This window comes from Rhodanobacter sp. FW106-HT46G03 (assembly GCF_058789895.1).
The window spans coordinates 1,157,731-1,175,547 of sequence record NZ_JBYTCC010000001.1; the positions used below are offsets into that span (position 1 = coordinate 1,157,731).

Annotated in this window: 18 protein-coding genes; 16 read left to right on the forward strand and 2 right to left on the reverse strand. The window is 66.0% G+C overall.

What is annotated here, in order from left to right:
- The first annotated feature begins 208 nt into the window (after positions 1–208).
- The gene (locus AC3WP6_RS04840) at positions 209–1,183 is read left to right on the forward strand and encodes a nicotinate-nucleotide--dimethylbenzimidazole phosphoribosyltransferase (RefSeq protein ID WP_492626664.1); all 975 of its coding nucleotides are present in this window, start codon (positions 209–211) and stop codon (positions 1,181–1,183) included.
- A 94-nt stretch (positions 1,184–1,277) separates the two neighbouring features.
- Positions 1,278–2,072 carry an SDR family NAD(P)-dependent oxidoreductase gene (locus AC3WP6_RS04845; protein ID WP_492626665.1) on the forward strand — a complete coding sequence of 265 codons (795 nt, stop codon included), beginning with the start codon at positions 1,278–1,280 and terminating at the stop codon, positions 2,070–2,072.
- 48 nt (positions 2,073–2,120) lie between these two features.
- Here AC3WP6_RS04845 and AC3WP6_RS04850 read toward each other — a convergent pair whose 3' ends face one another.
- Both AC3WP6_RS04850 and AC3WP6_RS04855 read right to left on the reverse strand, forming a co-directional pair.
- Positions 2,121–4,271, reverse strand: a complete 2,151-nt coding sequence (locus AC3WP6_RS04850) for a TonB-dependent receptor (protein ID WP_492626666.1) — start codon at positions 4,269–4,271, stop codon at positions 2,121–2,123.
- Complete coding sequence (locus AC3WP6_RS04855) at positions 4,272–4,622, reverse strand: hypothetical protein (RefSeq protein ID WP_492626667.1); 351 nt, start codon at positions 4,620–4,622, stop codon at positions 4,272–4,274.
- Between the two features lie 303 nt (positions 4,623–4,925).
- Here AC3WP6_RS04855 and AC3WP6_RS04860 point away from each other — a divergent pair, with 303 nt between their 5' ends.
- From AC3WP6_RS04860 to tolB, 14 genes are all read left to right on the forward strand, one after another.
- Complete coding sequence (locus tag AC3WP6_RS04860; protein WP_492626668.1) at positions 4,926–5,216, forward strand: FmdB family zinc ribbon protein; 291 nt, start codon at positions 4,926–4,928, stop codon at positions 5,214–5,216.
- 98 nt (positions 5,217–5,314) lie between these two features.
- Positions 5,315–5,920, forward strand: coding sequence for a DUF3011 domain-containing protein (locus AC3WP6_RS04865; protein ID WP_492626669.1), 606 nt, complete (start codon positions 5,315–5,317; stop codon positions 5,918–5,920).
- 95 nt (positions 5,921–6,015) lie between these two features.
- The gene (gene aspS / locus AC3WP6_RS04870) at positions 6,016–7,770 is read left to right on the forward strand and encodes an aspartate--tRNA ligase (protein WP_492626670.1); all 1,755 of its coding nucleotides are present in this window, start codon (positions 6,016–6,018) and stop codon (positions 7,768–7,770) included.
- A gap of 161 nt (positions 7,771–7,931) precedes the next feature.
- Positions 7,932–8,564 carry an esterase/lipase family protein gene (locus AC3WP6_RS04875; RefSeq protein WP_492626671.1) on the forward strand — a complete coding sequence of 211 codons (633 nt, stop codon included), beginning with the start codon at positions 7,932–7,934 and terminating at the stop codon, positions 8,562–8,564.
- A gap of 70 nt (positions 8,565–8,634) precedes the next feature.
- Entirely contained in the window at positions 8,635–9,348 is a 714-nt protein-coding gene (locus AC3WP6_RS04880) for a YebC/PmpR family DNA-binding transcriptional regulator (protein WP_492626672.1), read from the forward strand.
- A 189-nt stretch (positions 9,349–9,537) separates the two neighbouring features.
- On the forward strand, positions 9,538–10,086 hold the full coding sequence (ruvC, locus tag AC3WP6_RS04885) for a crossover junction endodeoxyribonuclease RuvC (protein WP_492626673.1): 549 nt from the start codon (positions 9,538–9,540) through the stop codon (positions 10,084–10,086).
- On the forward strand, positions 10,083–10,676 hold the full coding sequence (gene ruvA, locus AC3WP6_RS04890; RefSeq protein ID WP_492626674.1) for a Holliday junction branch migration protein RuvA: 594 nt from the start codon (positions 10,083–10,085) through the stop codon (positions 10,674–10,676). Before ruvC ends, ruvA begins: the two co-directional genes overlap by 4 nt.
- Positions 10,677–10,688: 12 nt before the next feature.
- Entirely contained in the window at positions 10,689–12,629 is a 1,941-nt protein-coding gene (locus tag AC3WP6_RS04895; protein WP_492626675.1) for a potassium transporter Kup, read from the forward strand.
- A 223-nt stretch (positions 12,630–12,852) separates the two neighbouring features.
- Positions 12,853–13,902 carry a Holliday junction branch migration DNA helicase RuvB gene (gene ruvB, locus AC3WP6_RS04900; RefSeq protein WP_492626676.1) on the forward strand — a complete coding sequence of 350 codons (1,050 nt, stop codon included), beginning with the start codon at positions 12,853–12,855 and terminating at the stop codon, positions 13,900–13,902.
- Positions 13,895–14,305 (forward strand): tol-pal system-associated acyl-CoA thioesterase, encoded by a 411-nt coding sequence (gene ybgC, locus AC3WP6_RS04905; protein ID WP_492626677.1) that lies wholly within the window; start codon positions 13,895–13,897, stop codon positions 14,303–14,305. Before ruvB ends, ybgC begins: the two co-directional genes overlap by 8 nt.
- Before the next feature lie 29 nt (positions 14,306–14,334).
- Entirely contained in the window at positions 14,335–15,018 is a 684-nt protein-coding gene (tolQ, locus tag AC3WP6_RS04910) for a protein TolQ (RefSeq protein WP_492626678.1), read from the forward strand.
- Between the two features lie 14 nt (positions 15,019–15,032).
- A complete protein-coding gene (gene tolR, locus AC3WP6_RS04915; protein ID WP_492626679.1) occupies positions 15,033–15,491 on the forward strand; it encodes a protein TolR in 459 nt (152 codons plus the stop codon).
- The gene (locus AC3WP6_RS04920) at positions 15,478–16,425 is read left to right on the forward strand and encodes a cell envelope integrity TolA family protein (RefSeq protein WP_492626680.1); all 948 of its coding nucleotides are present in this window, start codon (positions 15,478–15,480) and stop codon (positions 16,423–16,425) included. Before tolR ends, AC3WP6_RS04920 begins: the two co-directional genes overlap by 14 nt.
- Positions 16,426–16,430: 5 nt before the next feature.
- Positions 16,431–17,756, forward strand: coding sequence for a Tol-Pal system beta propeller repeat protein TolB (tolB, locus tag AC3WP6_RS04925; RefSeq protein WP_492626681.1), 1,326 nt, complete (start codon positions 16,431–16,433; stop codon positions 17,754–17,756).
- Positions 17,757–17,817 lie beyond the last annotated feature (61 nt).

Consider the following 17,817-nt stretch of genomic DNA (forward strand, 5'->3'; position numbering starts at 1 on the left):
CCGCGGGGTGGCTTCTCTTTTGGCTACTTTTCTCTGGCCATCCAGAGAAAAGTAGCTCGCGCGCCCAACGGGCGCACGAAACCGCCCTGATGCCCCGTTCAACACAGAAACAGCACCCCTCAGGCGCAGCCGACCAGTTGCGCTGCATCAGTAGCCACCACGCCACCGCGTGCTGAAATGGACGTCAGTTTTCAAGCGAGGCAAGACCATGGCGTACTGGTGGCTCGACGCGTGTGCGGAGCCGGACATGGCCGCGGCCGAAGCGCTGCGCGCAAGCTGGCCGCAGCATGACCCGGCGGACATGCCCGACGGCATCCGCGCCGCGACCCTGCAACTCGCCGCGCTCCAGCGCAGCCCGCATCCACGGCTGGACCACGTGCAGTTCGGCTGGTTCGCAGGTGACCACGGCATTGGCGCCGAAGCGGCACCCGAGGCGCATACCGGCGGGCGGTTGGCTGCGCTGGCGCGTGGGGATGACGGGCGGCGTGCGCGGCTCCAAGCGCTCGGGGCCGGCATCGACATCGTGGATCTCGGCGTGCGCGACGATCCCGGCGAGCTGCCCGGCGTGCGGCGTGCGGTGATCGCGCCGAATACGTTCGACTGGCGCGTGCATCCGGCGATGGGTACCGAACAGGCGCGGCACGCCGTGACCATTGGCGCGACCAGCATCGAACTTGCGGCCGGCGCCGGCGCGCAGCTTTTCGTCGGCGCCACGCTCGGCGATGCCGATGCGTTGTCGGGGCGCGCACTGGCCTGCCGCCTGCTGGGCATCACCCCGCACGAGTTGGATGGCGACGTGGCGAATACGAACCCCCAGCGCGACGGTGCATGGATTGCCGAAGCACTCGCGCGCCATACCGGTGCGGTGGATGCGCTTGCCTGCCTGCGCCGCCTTGGCAGCTTCGGGATGGCCGCGCTGGCCGGTGCCTGTGTCGCCGGTGCGCAGCGCGGCCTGCCCGTACTCGTCGATGGTCTGGTCGGCGCCGTGGTGGCGATGGTCGCCATCGGTCTCAACCCCGATTGCCGCCCCTGGCTTTTCGTGGCCCACAACAGTGACGAGCCGGGATTTGCGCGCGTGCTGGCGGCGCTGCACCTGCAGCCGGTGTCCGCAGCGGTGTCCACCCATGACGATGCCGGCGTGGGCCTCGTCGAACGCTGGCGCGCCGCCTGTGCAGCTGCATGACGTGGTGCGACGAGCGTCCCGCACAGGCCACATCGTCACCAGGCCGGCACGGCCGCCGGGTAAGCTCGCCGGCAGCACATGACGGAGGCACACGATGGATCTTCAATTGGCCGGCAAGACGGCTTTCGTCAGTGGTTCGACCGCAGGCATCGGGTTGGCCACGGCGACCCGGCTGGCGCGCGAAGGGGCACGCGTGGTCGTCAACGGGCGCACGCAGGCGCGGGTCGATGCGGCAGTGGCGCAGGTCAGACGGGACACTGGCAGTGCCGACGTGATCGGCGTGGCAACCGACCTCGGCACTGCCGCCGGCGTGGCGGCCGCCGTGGCGGCGGCGCCGCAGGTGGATGTGCTGGTGAACAACCTCGGGATTTTCGAGGTACGCGCGTTTGCCGACATCGACGATGCCGACTGGCTGCGTTTTTTCGAGGTGAATGTGCTCTCCGGCATCCGCCTGGCGCGCGCGTGGCTACCGGGCATGCGTGCGCGCAACTGGGGGCGCATCGTGTTCGTGTCGAGCGAATCCGCGCTCAACATTCCGGTGGAGATGATCCACTACGGCATGACCAAGACCGCGCAACTTGCGGTGGCGCGCGGGCTTGCCGAGTCGCTGGCTGGTACCGGCGTCACCGTCAACAGCGTGCTGCCGGGGCCGACCGCCTCGGAAGGCGTCACCCGTTTCGTGGGCGAGATGGCGCGCGCCAACCACACCGATGCCGCGGCGATGGAAAAGCAGTTCTTTGCCACCGCGCGCCCGTCGTCGCTGCTCAAGCGCTTCATCCGGCCGGATGAAGTGGCCAACCTGATCGCCTACGTGGCAAGCCCGCTGGCCAGCGCCACCAACGGCGCCGCACTGCGCGTGGATGGCGGCGTGGTGCGTTCGATCACCTGAAAGAAAAGCCCCGGCGCGCGATGCGCCGGGGCTCGTGCAGCCACTCCATTACCAGCGATAGGCCACCTTGCCGTACACGTAGGCGCCGTTGTAGCCGAAAGGCGCAAACGTGGAGTAGGGCAGCGTGCCGTTGTTCGAGTTGTTGGCGATCGCCCGGTTCGGGTGCACGTTGAGTGCGTTGTCGGCGCCGAGCGTGAACGTCCAGTTCTGCCACTGGTAGTTGCCGGCCAGGTCGAACACCCAGCTCGGGCGATACGTCTGGTCGACGATGCCGCGTGCGGGGTTGTAGCTGGCGATGTTGCTTACGTAGTTGGTATAGCGCCCGTAGCGCGTCAGCGTGCCGGTGAAGCTCCACGGGCCGATCTCGTAGCGCTCGTTCCAGATCAGCTTGCTGCGCGGCGAGGAGTTGGCGAGGTAGCCCTTGATGTCCTGCCGGCTCAGGCGGGTGAAAGCGACGCCCAGGTTGGTCAACACCGCCGGGTTCGGCTTCACGTAGTCGACCACGTTCTGGTTGTAGTTGGCGGTGAGCGTGCTGGTGAGTTTGCCGGTGTTGCCGAAGTCGGACACATAGGTGCCGACGAAATCCACGCCGCGGGTGCGGGTGTCGGCCGCGTTGGTGAAGTAGTTGATGCTGCTGAAATCGAGGTTGCCGATGCCGTTGGCGGCCAGGTAGTTGACCACCGCCGGCGTGGTGGTGGAGATCGCACCGGACAGCGCGATGCGGTTGGAGATGTTGATCTGGTAGACGTCCAGGCTGAGGCTCAGCGCGTCGGTCGGGTTCCACACCGCGCCCAAGGTGTAGTTGCGCGATTTCTCCGGCTTCAGCGCCTCGGCACCAAGCAGGGTCGCGATCGGGCTGCCCACCGGTACCAGGCCGCGGTTGTAGATGCCGCCGGGCAGGCCCGGCAAGGTGCCGTTGGCGACGAACAGCGAGGAGATCTGCGAGAAGTACTCCTGCCCCAGCGACGGTGCGCGGAAGCCGTTGGACACGCTGCCGCGCAACGCGAAGCTGTCGGTGAAGTCGTAGCGCAGCGACAGCGCGCCCGAGTTGGTGCCGCCGAAATCGGAGTAGTTCACGTGGCGCAACGCCAACGACGCGCCGAGCTTGTCGGTGAGGTTGGTTTCAAAGTCCACGTACTCGGCGGTGGAGTGCCGCGCGCTGTTCACCGCGTTGGCGGGTTGCCAGCCGGCAAAGCCCTGCGCGCCGCCCGAGGTGCCGGAGGTGCCGACGTACCACGAGGGCAGGTCGCCGGCGGCGATCTGGTAGCCCTGGCGCAGCCACTCGGCACCGAACGCCACGGTCAGCGGGTTGGGCAGCCAGGTCGGCCGGAAGTCCTTGGCCAGATCCACGTCGAACACCTGCTGGCTGGATTTCAGGATGCCGTCGTGGAACGCCGTGGGCGTGGTGCCGAAATCATGCAGGTAGGCGTAGTTCATGGTGTTGCGCGTCATGTACGAGACGCGGTTGCCGCCGGCATTGGCCGACACGTCCCAACGCCAACCGTTCCACGTGCCGCGCACGCCGAGCACCAGCGAACGGTCGTAGGAGTCGGCGTTTTCCAGCGGCAGGAAGCCGTTGGGGAACACCGAGGCCATCAGCGGGTTGTTCGCCTTCGGGCTGTTCAGGCCGTAACGGAAGAACGCCGGCGAGGTGCTGTTGCGATGGCTGTAGTGGCCGAAGGCGTAGAGCTGCACGTTCGGCGTGATGTCGACCTGCGAGTTCAACAGCACGTTGTTGCTGTGCACGTCCGGGTCGCCCTGGCGGAAGTTCACGCCCAGCGCCTGCCAGGCCGGCGAACGGTTGTCCGGACCGGCGCGGTTGGTGTGGTCCTGGTTGCCGCTTTCCAGCGTGAAGCGCATGAAGCCTTGCTCGCCAAGCGGGATGCCGAAGTTGGCCGAACCCAGCCACTGGCGGCCATCGCCGGCGGAGTACTGGCCGCCGCTGGCTTCGATCGCACCGCCTTTGGCGCCACCTTTCAGGATGATGTTGATGACGCCCGCGATGGCGTCGGAGCCGTATTGCGCGGAGGCGCCGTCGCGCAGCACTTCGATGTGGTCGATGGCGGTCATCGGGATGGTATTCAAATCCACCGGCTGCGAGCCGCGGCCGATCACGCCGTTGTTCAGGAGGATCGCGCCGGGGTGCCAGCGTTTGCCGTTGACCAGTACCAGCACCTGGTCGGGCGACAGCCCGCGCAACTACGCTGGGCGCTGGGTGTCGGCGGTATCGGCGGCGGCCGGCCGCGGGAAGTTCAGCGACGGAATGATGCGCGCCAGCGCGGTGGGCAGGTCGGTGGTGCCGGTCTCCTGCAGCACCTTGGCCGAGACCACGTCGATCGGGGTGAGCGAGCTGCTTTCGGTGCGGTCGGCCGAGCGGGTGCCGGTGACGATCACCGTCTGCAATTGCTTGGCTTTGGCGGGAGACACGGTGTCGGTGCCGCCGGTGCTCTGCGCAAAAGCCGGCGCCCCGGTAAAGGCCAGCAGCAGGGCGGTAGCCAGGGCCGTCAGTGCCGGGCGGCGGTTCAGCGTGTCGTGGATCGAGTTCTTCATGACTTCTCCCGAAAGGTTGGTGCAGCGCAGCAACACAAAGTTAACGACCTGCGGTCCGCATTGCAACGGACGTTTGGACGTCCATGTCGGTGACAACGTCATAAGCCGTCTGCATGGCCTGCGCGATGCCCGGTGCGCCCGCCGGCGTCGTGATCTTCGTGTGCAGGGAGGGTGAACCGGCCGGTGTCGCCGGTGCGTGAGCGGCGCAGCACGTTGAAAAGGGCGGGCAGACCCCAAATAATGGCGTGTTGTCGAGATGCCGTTCGGGCCGGATGGCACCGGTTCGACGGCTTTGGAGCCTTCATGCCCATTTACGAGTTTGCGTGTGGCCAGTGCGGCCACCATTTCGATCACCTGCAGAAGTTTTCCGATCCGGACCCGACGGCGTGTCCGAGTTGCGGCGCCGATTCGCTGCACCGCTGCGTGAGTGCGCCGACGTTCCGCCTTGCCGGCAAGGGCTGGTATGAGACGGATTTCAAGGGTGCCGGCGACCACAAGCACAACCTCGCCGACAGTGGTGCGGCACCGGCGTCCGCGCCGGCACCAGCCCCGGCACCGGCACCGGCACCGGCGGCTGCGACCAGCGGCAATTAGCAAGCTGAATCGCGGCATGCCGTGAGTGCCGGAGCCCTGCGCCGGCGACCCTGCGCCCGGGTACCTTGAGCCCCACCTACCGGCGCAGGAAATTTCGCATGCATCGCGTATTCGGCATGACGCTTGGCACCTTTGCGGTATTGCTGGTTGCGGGCTGCGTTCCGTACGACGCCGTTGCGCAACGCTATGGTGGCAGCGGCCAGCAGCAGGTCTACTGCGCGAGCAACGACAACCGCGGCACGCGCTGTCGCATGCCGTGGCGCGATTCGGTGCTGGCCCGGCAAATGTCGCAATCGGCCTGCATCGAGGGCGAGACCTGGGGCAGTGACCCCTACAGCGTGTGGATCAAGAACGGCTGCCGCGGCAATTTCGCCGATGCGCGCGGCTGGGGCCGGCGCGGCTACGGGTATGGCTACGACCGCGGCAGTGGTCGCGGCGACTACGACGGCGATGACGGCTACGGCTACGGTCGCGGCGGTTACGACGGCGGCAATCGCGGCGGCGCCGAGGTGTATTGCGCCAGCAACGACAATCGCGGCGCCCGTTGCCAGGTGCCGTGGCCGCGCGCGGTACTGTCGCGGCAGATGTCGCAATCGGCCTGCATCGAAGGCGAAACCTGGGGCAGCGACCGGTACAGCGTGTGGGTGAAGAACGGTTGTCGCGGACAATTCCGCGCGGCATGGGGCGGTCGCGGCGGTTGGTAGCCGGCCGATGCCGAAGCGACCGCGGCGCGGTCGCGATGTAACATTCCGGGTCTTTCCATCCGTTTTCGTGGGCCTCGGCCCGGAGTTCCAGACGCATGCGCACGCATTACTGCGGCCTCATCGATGAGTCGCTGGTCGGCCAGACCGTCACCCTGTGTGGCTGGGTCAACAAGATTCGCCTGCAGTCGCACGTGGCGTTCGTCGACCTGCGCGACCACGAGGGCCTGGCGCAGATCGTGGTGGAAAAGGACAACGCCGCGGCGTTCGCCACCGCCGGCGAGCTCGGCTACGAATACTGCGTGCGCGTGACCGGCACCCTGCGCAAGCGCCTGGCGCCCAACGACAAGCTCAGGACCGGCACGGTCGAAGTGCTGGCGGACGAGGTCGAGATCCTCAATGCCGCGAAGGATCTGCCGTTCGCGCTGCACGAAAGCCCGAACGAAGATCTGCGCATGACCTACCGCTATCTCGACCTGCGCCGGCCCGAGATGCAGGTAATGATCCGCAAGCGCATCAAGCTGGTGCAGGCGCTGCGCCGGTATCTGGACGCGCACGGTTTCCAGGATGTGGAAACCCCGATCCTGACCAAGGCCACGCCGGAAGGCGCGCGCGATTACCTCGTGCCCAGCCGCGTGCATCCGGGCCAGTTCTACGCGCTGCCGCAATCGCCGCAGCTCTTCAAGCAGCTTTTGATGATTGCCGGCTTCGACCGCTACTACCAGATCGCGCGCTGTTTCCGCGACGAGGACCTGCGCGCCGACCGTCAGCCCGAGTTCACCCAGCTCGACCTGGAATTTGCGTTCGTCGACGAGAAGGACATCCAGGACTTCACCGAGAACCTGATCCGCCACGTGTTCAAGGAAGTGGCGGACGTGGCGCTCGCCGAGCCGTTCCCGCGCATGACCTGGGCGGAGGCGATGCGCCGCTTCGGCTCGGACAAGCCCGACCTGCGCATTGCGTTGGAGCTGGTCGACATCGCCGATGCGGTGAAGCATGTCGAGTTCAAGGTGTTCGCCGAGCCGGCGAACGATCCGGCCGGTCGCGTCGCGGCGCTGCGCGTGCCGGGCGGCAGTGCGTATTCGCGCAAGGACATCGAGCACCTCACCGAGCACGTCGCCAAGTTCGGCGCGAAGGGGCTCGCGTGGATCAAGGTGGAGGATCCGGCGAAGGGGCGCGAGGGCGTCAATTCGCCGATCGCGAAATTCCTCGATGATGCCGCACTCGCTGCAGTGCTTGCGGCCACGGCCGCGCAGGCGGGCGACATCGTGTTCATCGGTGCCGGCAAGTGGAAGCCGATCACCGATTCGATGGGCGCGCTGCGGCTCAAGGTGGCGAAGGATCGCGGGCTGGTCCAAGCCAGCTGGAAGCCGCTGTGGGTCACCGACTTCCCGATGTTCGAATTCGACGAGGCGGAGCAGCGCTACGTCGCCCTGCATCACCCGTTCACCGCGCCCAAGATCGACGACATCGCCAACCTCAAGGACCATGCCGCCACCGCGGTTAGCCGCGGCTACGACATGGTGCTCAATGGCAACGAGATCGGCGGCGGTTCCATCCGCATCCACCACCCGGACATGCAGAGCGCGGTGTTCGATCTGCTGGGCATCACGCCGGCGGAGGCCGAGCTGAAATTCGGATTCCTGCTCAAGGCGCTGAAGTTCGGCGCCCCGCCGCACGGCGGCCTCGCGTTCGGCATCGACCGCATCGCCGCGCTGATTGCCGGCACCGAATCCATTCGCGACGTGATCGCGTTCCCCAAGACCACCAGCGCGCAGGACCTGATGACCGACGCCCCATCCAACGTGTCGGAGCCGCAGCTCAAGGAATTGCATGTGATGGTTCGGGAGTAGAGATTGGGGATTGGGGATTCGGTAGAGCGGGGGCGCGCGAGGTTGTGGCTTGCCGCAATCGACCTGAATCAGCGGTGCGCCAGCTAACGGATTGCCAGCGCGCGGCGTGGCAAGCTTGCGCCGGCACGCTTTGACCGAATTTCTTGTCCCGAACCCCGTCGATGCAACAACACATCCTGCTCCTGCACGGCCTCTGGATGCGCGGTTTCGCGCTGGGCATGCTGCATCGGCGCCTGATCGCCGCGGGATATCGGGTGCACCGGTTCGATTACATGAGCGTGGCGGCCAGCCAGGAGCGCATCCTGGCGCAACTCCTTGCGCGCATCGTGGCGTACGCGCCGGCACCGGTGCATCTGGTGGGGCACAGCCTGGGTGGTCTCTTGGCGTTGCGCGCATGCCTGAGCGAGGTGACGTTGCCGCCGGGGCGCGTCGTGTGTCTGGGCTCCCCACTCAAGGGCAGTGCGGCCGCACGCGCGTTTGCGGCGTGGGGGCACGGCAGCGAGGCGTTGCTTGGCCACAACCGCGCGTTGCTCGAACAGGGCTTCGAGCGCTGGGACGGGCCGCGCGAGGTCGGCGTGATTGCCGGGCGCATGCCGCTGGGGCTGGGGGCAATGCTCGGGCATCTGGCGGGCGAGCACGATGGCACGGTGGCGGTGGCCGAAACCGAATTGCCGGGGCTGGCCGACCACTGCGTGGTCGAGGCCAATCACACGGGCCTGTTGTTTTCGCAGGAAGTTGCGCAGCAGGTAGACGTCTTTCTGCAGCACGGACATTTCGATCAGGGCCACGCTTGACGCCGGTCAGCTCGGTGGGTCCGTGTGCTTGCAGTAAACTGGCGCGCTCGTTTTCACACCGGGAACCGCCATGGGTAGAGGTCCAACCGTCGAAGGCCGCAAGAATGCCGAGGACGCGCGCCGCGGCAAACTGTTCACCAAGCTGATCCGCGAAATCACCATTGCCACGCGCTCCGGTGTCCCCGACCCGGCGCTCAACGCCCGCCTGCGCACCGCCGTCGACAAGGCGCTGGCGGCGAACATGACCAAGGAAACCATCGAGCGCGCGGTCAAGCGCGGCTCGGGCGCCGATGGCGCCGGCGAGGAGCTGCGCTATGAGGGTTATGGCCCTGGCGGCATCGCGCTCATCATCGATTGTTTCACCGACAACGCCACGCGTACCGTGGCCGACGTGCGCCATGCGCTGACCCGCTTTGGCGGCAACCTCGGCACCTCGGGTTCGGTCGCGTTCCAGTTCACCCGCTGCGGCGAAATCGCGTTCGCGACCAATGGCGATGAAGCCGCCGAGGAGAAAATCCTCGAAGCCGCGCTCGACGCCGGCGCCGATGACGTGGTGAACGAAAACGGCGAGAGCACGGTGATCTGCAAGCCGGACGACTTCGAAGCCGTGCAGCAAAAGCTGATCGACGCCGGCCTCGAATCCCTCCACGGTGGCGTCGGCATGCGCCCCAACAACCGCATCGCCGTCAGTGGCGACGCTGCCGAATCCCTCAACTCGCTGATCGAAGCGCTGGATGCGCTGGACGACGTGAGCGAGGTGTATCACAACGCCGTGTTGCCGTAGGCAACACGGCGTTGTGACGGGATTCGAGATGCGGAATTGGGGGTACGGCAAGAGCAACGGCGAGGTTCGTCGCTGCAGGTGACGTGTTGCCTACTGTGGCTGGGATTACGTCGTAACCGGCATTAATGTGCGAGGCACGGAATTCGGCCATGGTGCCGGCAAGGTGCTGCATCCTGGCGAGATACTGCTTTGACCGAATCCCCAATCCCCCATCCCGAATCCCGGATCCTGGGCATCGACCCTGGCAGCCAGCGCACCGGCGTGGGCATCATCGACGTGGATGCCCAGGGGCGCCTGATCCATGTGTTCCACACGGCGTTGGTGGTGGTCGGCGAGGCGACGTTCCCGTTGCGGTTGAAACGCATTTTTGACGAGCTGGGTGACATCATCGCCACCCATTGCCCCACGGAGTGCGGGATCGAGCGCGTGTTCATGGCGCGCAACGCCGACTCGGCGTTGAAGCTGGGGCAGGCGCGGGGCGCCGCGATTTGCGCGGTGGTAAGTCGAGGGGTAACGGTGCACGAGTACGCGGCAACCGAAGTGAAACAGGCAGTGGTCGGCAGTGGCCGCGGCGACAAGGCCCAGGTGCAGCACATGGTCGGTGTGTTGCTCGGCCTGCGTGGCCCGCTGCAGCCGGACGCGGCCGATGCGCTCGCGATCGCGGTAACCCATGCGCATACCCGCGCCAGTCTTGCCCGGGTCGGCATTCCACGCAGCGCGTGGCGGAGGCACCGGTGATCGGGCGCCTGCGCGGCACGCTCATTTCCAAGCAGCCGCCGTGGCTTTTGGTCGAGGTGGGCGGCGTCGGCTACGAGCTGGAAGCGCCGATGTCCACCATCTACGACCTGCCAACGCTGGGCCAGGAAGTGATCCTGCTTACCCATTACGCGCAAAAGGAGGACAGCGTCGCGTTGTATGGCTTTCTGAAGGAGGCCGAGCGCGTGCTGTTTCGCAACCTGCAGAAGGTTTCCGGCATCGGCGCCAAGATCGCGCTGGCCGTGCTTTCCGGTGTCTCCACCGATGAATTCGCGCGGCTGGTGCATGCCGGCGACGTGGTGGCGCTGACCAAGATTCCGGGCATCGGCAAGAAGACCGCCGAGCGCATCGTGGTCGAGCTGCGCGACCGCGTGGATGGCCTGGGCGTGACGCTGCCGGGTGCGGGCCGCGGTAGTGCGCCACTCGATCCGGCCGGTGAGGCCACGGTGGCGCTGCAGCAGTTGGGTTACAAGCCGGCCGAAGTGACCCGCCTGGTGCAAAAAGTGGCCGCCGACGGCGACAGCGCCGAAGCGATCATCCGCAAGGCGCTGCGCGCTGCGTTGGGCGGCTGAGCAGGCAGTGCAGTGAGCGAGCAACCCGTATCCAGCAACCCTGCCGCCGGCGCGGCAAACCGCAGCGAGCCAGCCGACGGCGCAAGCGTGCATGGCAAGCTGCGGCTGCTGGTGCTGGGTGCGCTGGGCGTGGTGTTCGGCGACATCGGCACCAGCCCGCTGTACACCATGCACGAGACGTTCCTGCCCGAGCATGGCCTGCATCCGCACCCGGAAACCGTCATCGGCGTGCTGTCGCTGGTGACGTGGACGCTCATCATGGTGGTCGCTGTGAAGTACGTCAGCGTGGTGATGCGCGCCGACAACAAGGGCGAAGGCGGCATCATGGCGCTGATGGCGCTGGCGCAACGCGCGGTGCGCGGCTCCAACCGCATGCGCAAGCTGGTGATGCTGATGGCGCTGTTGGGCGGCGCGCTGTTTTTCGGCGACAGCGTGATCACGCCGTCGATCTCGGTGCTGTCCGCGGTCGAAGGTCTCGAAGTCGCCACGCCGGCGCTGTCGCGCTGGGTGGTGCCGATCACCGTGATCGTGCTGTTTGGCCTGTTTGCCTTGCAGCGGCACGGCACGGCGCGTGTGGGTGCGCTGTTTGGCCCGGTGATGACGATCTGGTTTCTCGCGCTGGCGGCGGTTGGCGTGTGGAATGTCATCAGGGCGCCGGCGGTGTTGGCGGCGCTCAACCCGTGGTATGCCGCGCAGTTTTTCATGGCCCACGGCAAGACCTCGATGCTCGCGCTCGGCTCGGTCGTGCTGTGCGTCACCGGGGCAGAGGCGCTGTACACCGACATGGGGCACTTTGGCCGCTTTCCGATCCGTGCCGCGTGGTTCGGGTTCGTGCTGCCGGCGCTGCTGCTCAACTATTACGGCCAGGGTGCGATGCTGCTGCATCACCCCGAGGCGATCGCCAATCCGTTCTACCACGCGGTGCCGGATTGGGCGCTGTACCCGATGATCGGGCTGGCGACGCTGGCCACGGTGATCGCGTCGCAGGCGGTGATCTCCGGCGCGTTCACGGTGTTCCGCCAGGCAGTGCAGCTCGGCTTCATGCCGCGCATGCAGGTGGTGCAGACCTCGCGCGAGGCGATCGGCCAGGTATTCCTGCCGTGGATCAACCGGGTGCTGATGATCAGCGTGATCCTGACCGTGATCGCCTTTGGCTCGTCGAACGCGCTGGCGGGCGCTTACGGCATTGCGGTGACCGGCACGATGGCGATTGACACCGTACTGGTGATGGTTGTCGCGCGCCGCATGTGGCACTGGAACCGCCTGCTGGTACTGCTGGTGCTGCTGGTGTTCCTCACCATCGACATCAGCTATTTCGGCGCCAATACCCTGAAGATCCCCGATGGCGGCTGGTTCCCGCTGGCACTCGGCCTGTGCACCTTCACCATCATGACGACGTGGCGGCGCGGGCGCGATTTGCTGGTGCGCGAGATGCAGCAGGGCGGGCTTGCGCTCAAGCCGTTCATCGAGGCGATGCGCGAGCATCCGCCGCTGCGCGTGCCCGGCGCGGCAGTGTTCCTTACCGCCAACCAGCACGCGGTGCCGCATGCGCTGCTGCACAACCTCAAGCACAACAAGGTGCTGCACGAGCGCAACGTGCTGCTTACGGTGGAAATGCTGGAGACCCCCGTGGCCGACCCCGACGAGCGCATCCGCATCGACGCGATGGGCGACGAGTTCTACGGCATCGAGCTGCACTTCGGCTTTGCCGAGGTTCCCAACGTGCCGCAAGCGCTGGCCCAATGTGCACGTGCCGGGCTCGCTTTCGACATGATGGACACCACGTTCTTCCTGTCGCGCGAAAACATCGTGGCCGACAAGCGCCGACCCGGCATGGCGCTGTGGCGCGACAAGCTGTTCGCCTTCATGGCGCGCAACGCGCTGCCCGCCACCGCGTTTTTCCAGATCCCCGGCAACCGGCTGATTGAGCTGGGGGCGCAAGTGGAGATCTGATCCGCTCCGCGGATCAGATCTCCACCGCGGCCCCGCGGCCCATGGATGGGCCGCACGCATGCCGATCGCTTTGCGATCGGCATGCGGAGCCTGGACGGGCGCAGCCCGTCCCTGCGAGCCCGAGGCGGACATCCTGCCCGCCTCGGGCTCATGAGCATGAGCATGGCGCTCTTGCTCTTGCCTTGTGCTCCTCTCACGGAGCCAGAGCCGCCATAATGCCGCCATGACCGAACCCCGCCTCACCACTCCCGTCTCCCAGCTCGACGACGAGGCGCTGGAAGCGACGATCCGTCCACGCCGGTTTGCCGAGTACCTGGGCCAGGATGCGGTGCGCGAGCAGCTGGCGATCTACATCGAGGCGGCAAAGAAGCGCGGCGGTGCGCTCGACCATGTGCTGATCTTCGGTCCGCCGGGGCTGGGCAAGACCACGCTCTCGCACGTCATCGCCAACGAGCTCGGCGTCAGCCTGCGCTCCACTTCCGGCCCGGTACTGGAACGCGCCGGCGACCTCGCAGCACTGCTGACCAATCTGCAGCCGAACGATGTGCTGTTCGTCGACGAGATCCATCGCCTGGCACCGGCAGTGGAAGAGGTGCTGTACCCGGCGATGGAGGATTTCCAGATCGACATCATGATCGGCGAGGGTCCGGCCGCGCGCTCGATCAAGCTCGACCTGCCGCCGTTCACCCTGGTCGGCGCCACCACCCGCGCCGGCATGCTCACCGCGCCACTGCGCGACCGCTTCGGCATCGTGCAGCGGCTGGAGTTCTACAGCGTGGAGGAGCTGACCGCGATTGTGCGCCGTTCGGCGAAGATCCTCGGCATTGCCTGCGTGCTTGACGGCGCGCAGGAAATTGCCCGCCGCTCGCGCGGCACTCCGCGCATCGCCAACCGCCTGCTGCGCCGGGTGCGCGATTACGCCGAGGTGCGCGCGCAGGGTGAGATCACGCTGCCGGCGGCGCGCGCCGCGCTCGACATGCTGAAGATCGATCCGGATGGGCTCGACGAACTCGACCGGCGCCTGCTTGGCATTATCATCGAGAGCTTCGATGGCGGCCCGGTTGGCGTCGAGTCGCTGGCCGCGGCGCTCAGCGAGGATCGCGGCACGCTTGAGGACGTGGTCGAGCCGTACCTGATCCAGCAGGGTTTTCTGGTGCGCACCGCGCGCGGACGCATGGCGAGCGCCAAGGCCTGGCGCCACCTGGGTCTGAACCCGCCCACACGCCCCGCGCAGGTGCCGGATCTGTTCGACGGAGATCACCCCGATGGCTGAACCCGTGCCGTTCCGCTGGCCGATCCGGGTGTATTGGGAAGACACCGATGCCGGCGGCGTGGTGTACCACGCGGGCTATCTGCGTTTTCTCGAACGCGCGCGCACCGAGTGGCTGCGTGCGCGCGGCGTGGACCAGCTCGCGTTCAAGCAAGCCACCGGGTTGGCGTTTCTGGTGGCCCGCATGGAGCTCGATTTCCTGCGCCCAGCCCTGCTGGACGATGAATTGCTGGCAACCGTAAGCGTCAAGAAACGGGGCGCAGCCAGTATCCTGTTCGACCAGACGATCGAACGCGCGGATGGGGCCTGCCTTGTCCGCGCCGTGGTGCGGGTGGCCTGCGTGGACATGACGCGCATGCGTGCCGCACCGATCCCTGCGAGTCTCATCCCCCCGATTTCTCCCTGATCCAGACTGGTGCGGAGCGCTCTAAGCCCATGAACGGTGGATTCAATGTCATCGATTTGATCACCAATTCCAGCCTGCCGGTCAAAGGCGTGCTGTTGATCCTGCTGGTGTTCTCGTTCATGTCGTGGGTCATCATCATCCGCAAGTACGGCCAGACCAAGCAGGCGCTGGAAAACTCCGAGAGCTTCGAGGAGCGCTTCTGGTCCGGCGGCGACCTGGCCCAGTTGTTTCGCGAAGTGAGCCACCGTGGCGCCAGCGGCGGGCTGGAGACTATCTTCGAATCCGGTTTCCGCGAGTTTGCCCGCCAGCGCCAGCGCAAGACGCGCGATGGCCGTGCGGCGATCGAAGGTTCGGAACGCGCGATGCAGGTGGCCGGCACGCGCGAAATCGGCGCGCTGGAGCGCAATCTCGAATTCCTCGCCAACGTCGGTTCGATCAGCCCGTACGTCGGCCTGTTCGGTACGGTGTGGGGCATCATGGGCGCCTTCCAGGGCCTGGGCGACATGAAGGACGTCACCATCGCGGTGGTCGCGCCGCACATTTCGGAGGCGTTGATCGCCACGGCCATGGGCCTGTTCGCGGCGATTCCCGCGCAGTGGGCCTACAACCGCTACGCCACCAAGGTGGAGCGCATCGCCTCGCGTTACGAGGTGTTCCAGGAGGAGTTCTCCTCGGTGCTGCAGCGTCAGGTCCAGGCTGACGACGCCGCCTGACGGGAGCTGCCGACATGCCGATTGCACGGCGCCACAAGCGCTATCAACTCAAAGCCGAAATCAACGTGGTGCCCTACATCGACGTGATGTTGGTGCTGCTCATCATCTTCATGGTCACCACACCCATGATGAACTCCAACGTCGACGTCAACCTGCCGCAAGCCGATGCCAAGGCGCTGCACGGCAAGAAGGATTCGTTGATCGTGCAGGTGGCCAAGGATGGTTCGATCTCCCTCATCATGGGTACCGGCAAGCCGCAACCCACCGACGAGACTGGCATGCAGACCAAGGTCAAGGCCTTTCTGGATGCCAACCCGCAGCTCAGCGTGCTGGTCGCCGGCGACACCTCCGGCAACTATGGCGGCGTGTACAAGGTGCTGGCGGATCTGCAGCAGGCCGGAGTCGACAAGGTCGGCCTGATGAGCACCCCGGGCGAGACCGGAAACGGGCAGAGTGCCCATGGACGAAAGTAACCAGGGCACGCCGCGGGCGGTAGTGCTCTCCGCGCTGCTGCATCTGGGCATCATTGCGTTCCTGTTCCTCGCCACGATTTCGTGCGCGAGCTACGAGGCGTTCTTCGACAACCTGCGTCTGCCGTCGTGGATGAACCCGATCACCTGTACGCGCCCGTTGCAACTCGCCGGGCCGGTGATCGAAGCGACGCTGGTCGGACCGACCGGCAGTCCGCCGCCGAAGGCGCACAAGGCCAAGGTGGTGCCGGACAGCGTGCCGCCGCCGCCCGCCGTGCCGCCGCCGCCCCCGCCGCCGGAAGCCAAGCCCAAGATCGAGCCGTTGCCGCCACCGCCCAAGCACCCTGACATCAAGGATCAGGAAAAGGTGGTAGAGGAGGGCGTGCAGCAAGCCGAAGCCAAGCAGGTGCAGGAAGAAAAGCAGCGCCAGCGCCAGGCCGACCTCGACGCGCAGGCGGCACAAAAGAAAAAGGAAGAGCTCAAGAAGATCGACGAGCTGTTCGCCAAGATGGACGCCGCGCAGGCGCAGACCAAAAAGCTCGACAGCAAGGCCAAGCAGGCCAAGCAGCAGCTGGCCGACCTCAAGAATGCGCAGGACGACGGCCAGGCCAACCTGCCGTACGCGGCACAGCGGCAGACCGGCAACAACTCGAAAACCACCGATCTTTCGTCCGCGTATGCGGCGGCCATTCAGAATGCGGTCACGCCAAACTGGTTACGCCCGGATAACATGCCCCCTGCACCGTGCAAGGTGCACATCGTGCAGCTGCCCGGTGGTGACGTGATGAGCGCCACAGTCGATCCCAGCTGCCCGTATGACGATGCCGGCAAGCGTTCCGTCGAGAACGCCATCCTGCGCACCAAGACCTTGCCGTACAAGGGTTTCGAGAGCGTGTTCCAGCGCAAACTGACCTTTACCTTTATGCCGCAAATGTGAGTTTCATGCGCAAGCCGAGTTCCATTGCTGCTCTCATCCTGATGTTCGTCGCTGCCTTGTTCACCGGCCCGGTGCTGGCCCAGGCCAGCGGTGGGCTGGACATCCAGATCGTCGGCGGCGTCAAGACCGCGACGCCGATCGCGGTGGTGCCGTTCGCCACCCAGGGCATGGCGCCGCTGCCGACCGATGTAGCCGACGTGATCCGCAATGACTTGAATCGCTGCGGCCAGTTCCGCGCGTTGGCCAAGAGCGACATCGTCGAGTTTCCGTCCAAGGGCAGCGACATCAACTTTTCGACCTGGCGCCTGCTCAAGCAGGATTTCATCGCGGTCGGCAATATCAGCGATGCCGGCGGCGGCATGCTGAAAGTCAGTTACGAGTTGTGGGACGTCAACAAGCAGCAAAATCTGCTGGCCGCGTATTTCACGGCGCCAGCCGGCGATTTGCGCGGGGTTGCCCATCAGATCGCCGATGCGATCTACCAGAAAATCACTGGCGTGCGCGGTGCGTTCTGGACCCGCATTGCCTACATCACCCAGGTGGGGCTGGGCGACAACATGACCTATTCGCTGGTGGTGGCCGATTCCGACGGCTTCAACCCGCAGGTGGTCGCACGTTCGCACGAGGCGCTGATGTCGCCGGCGTGGTCGCCGGACGGCAAGAAAATCGCCTACGTTTCCTTTGAAAGCGGCAACTCGCAAATCTACGTGCAGAATCTGACCACTGGTGCGCGCCAGTTGGTGGCATCCCATCCCAAAGGCATCAACGGCGCGCCGGCATGGGCACCGGATGGGCGTCGACTTGCCATCGCGCTGTCGTTCTCCGGCCACCTCGAGTTGTATCAGCTCGACCTGGGGTCCCGGCATGAAACTCAGATTACCCACAGCCCGTCGATCAATACCGAGCCGGTGTGGTCACCGGATGGCGGCTCGATTTACTTCACCTCGGATCGATCCGGGCGCGCGCAGATTTATCGCACGGCCGCGAGCGGCGGCAGTGCGCAGCGGGTGAGCTTCCAGGGGCAGAGCAATTCCAATTCCAACCTCAGTTACGACGGCAAGAAACTCGCCATGGTCGAGGGCAACGGCAACGTGTTCCGCATTGCCATCATGGATCTCGGTTTGGGCGGGCAGGTGCATTACCTGTCGCCCGGCCCGCTCGATTTTGGCCCGAGCTGGGCGCCGAATGCGAGCATGCTGCTGTATGGCGCCACCGAAGGCCCGCGCGGTGTCTTGTATGCGACGTCGGCGGACGGTATGGTGCGACAGCGACTCGCGCTGGCAAACGGCAACGTCAGCGACCCGTCGTGGGGCCCGTATCGACAAAAATGAGTTTTCTGCCGTCGCGACAGCGGGAACGGGCGACGGCCGAGGCCGGGAACGATCCATGCGG

What these genes read in the sequence shown, in the direction of transcription:
- AC3WP6_RS04840 (WP_492626664.1), top strand. Translation starts at nt 209, where the DNA reads ATGGCGTACTGGTGGCTCGACGCGTGTGCGGAGCCGGACATGGCCGCG.
- AC3WP6_RS04845 (WP_492626665.1), top strand. Translation starts at nt 1,278, where the DNA reads ATGGATCTTCAATTGGCCGGCAAGACGGCTTTCGTCAGTGGTTCGACC.
- AC3WP6_RS04855 (WP_492626667.1), bottom strand. Translation starts at nt 4,622, where the DNA reads ATGAAGAACTCGATCCACGACACGCTGAACCGCCGCCCGGCACTGACG.
- AC3WP6_RS04860 (WP_492626668.1), top strand. Translation starts at nt 4,926, where the DNA reads ATGCCCATTTACGAGTTTGCGTGTGGCCAGTGCGGCCACCATTTCGAT.
- AC3WP6_RS04865 (WP_492626669.1), top strand. Translation starts at nt 5,315, where the DNA reads ATGCATCGCGTATTCGGCATGACGCTTGGCACCTTTGCGGTATTGCTG.
- aspS (WP_492626670.1), top strand. Translation starts at nt 6,016, where the DNA reads ATGCGCACGCATTACTGCGGCCTCATCGATGAGTCGCTGGTCGGCCAG.
- AC3WP6_RS04875 (WP_492626671.1), top strand. Translation starts at nt 7,932, where the DNA reads ATGCAACAACACATCCTGCTCCTGCACGGCCTCTGGATGCGCGGTTTC.
- AC3WP6_RS04880 (WP_492626672.1), top strand. Translation starts at nt 8,635, where the DNA reads ATGGGTAGAGGTCCAACCGTCGAAGGCCGCAAGAATGCCGAGGACGCG.
- ruvB (WP_492626676.1), top strand. Translation starts at nt 12,853, where the DNA reads ATGACCGAACCCCGCCTCACCACTCCCGTCTCCCAGCTCGACGACGAG.
- ybgC (WP_492626677.1), top strand. Translation starts at nt 13,895, where the DNA reads ATGGCTGAACCCGTGCCGTTCCGCTGGCCGATCCGGGTGTATTGGGAA.
- tolQ (WP_492626678.1), top strand. Translation starts at nt 14,335, where the DNA reads ATGAACGGTGGATTCAATGTCATCGATTTGATCACCAATTCCAGCCTG.
- tolR (WP_492626679.1), top strand. Translation starts at nt 15,033, where the DNA reads ATGCCGATTGCACGGCGCCACAAGCGCTATCAACTCAAAGCCGAAATC.
- AC3WP6_RS04920 (WP_492626680.1), top strand. Translation starts at nt 15,478, where the DNA reads ATGGACGAAAGTAACCAGGGCACGCCGCGGGCGGTAGTGCTCTCCGCG.
- tolB (WP_492626681.1), top strand. Translation starts at nt 16,431, where the DNA reads ATGCGCAAGCCGAGTTCCATTGCTGCTCTCATCCTGATGTTCGTCGCT.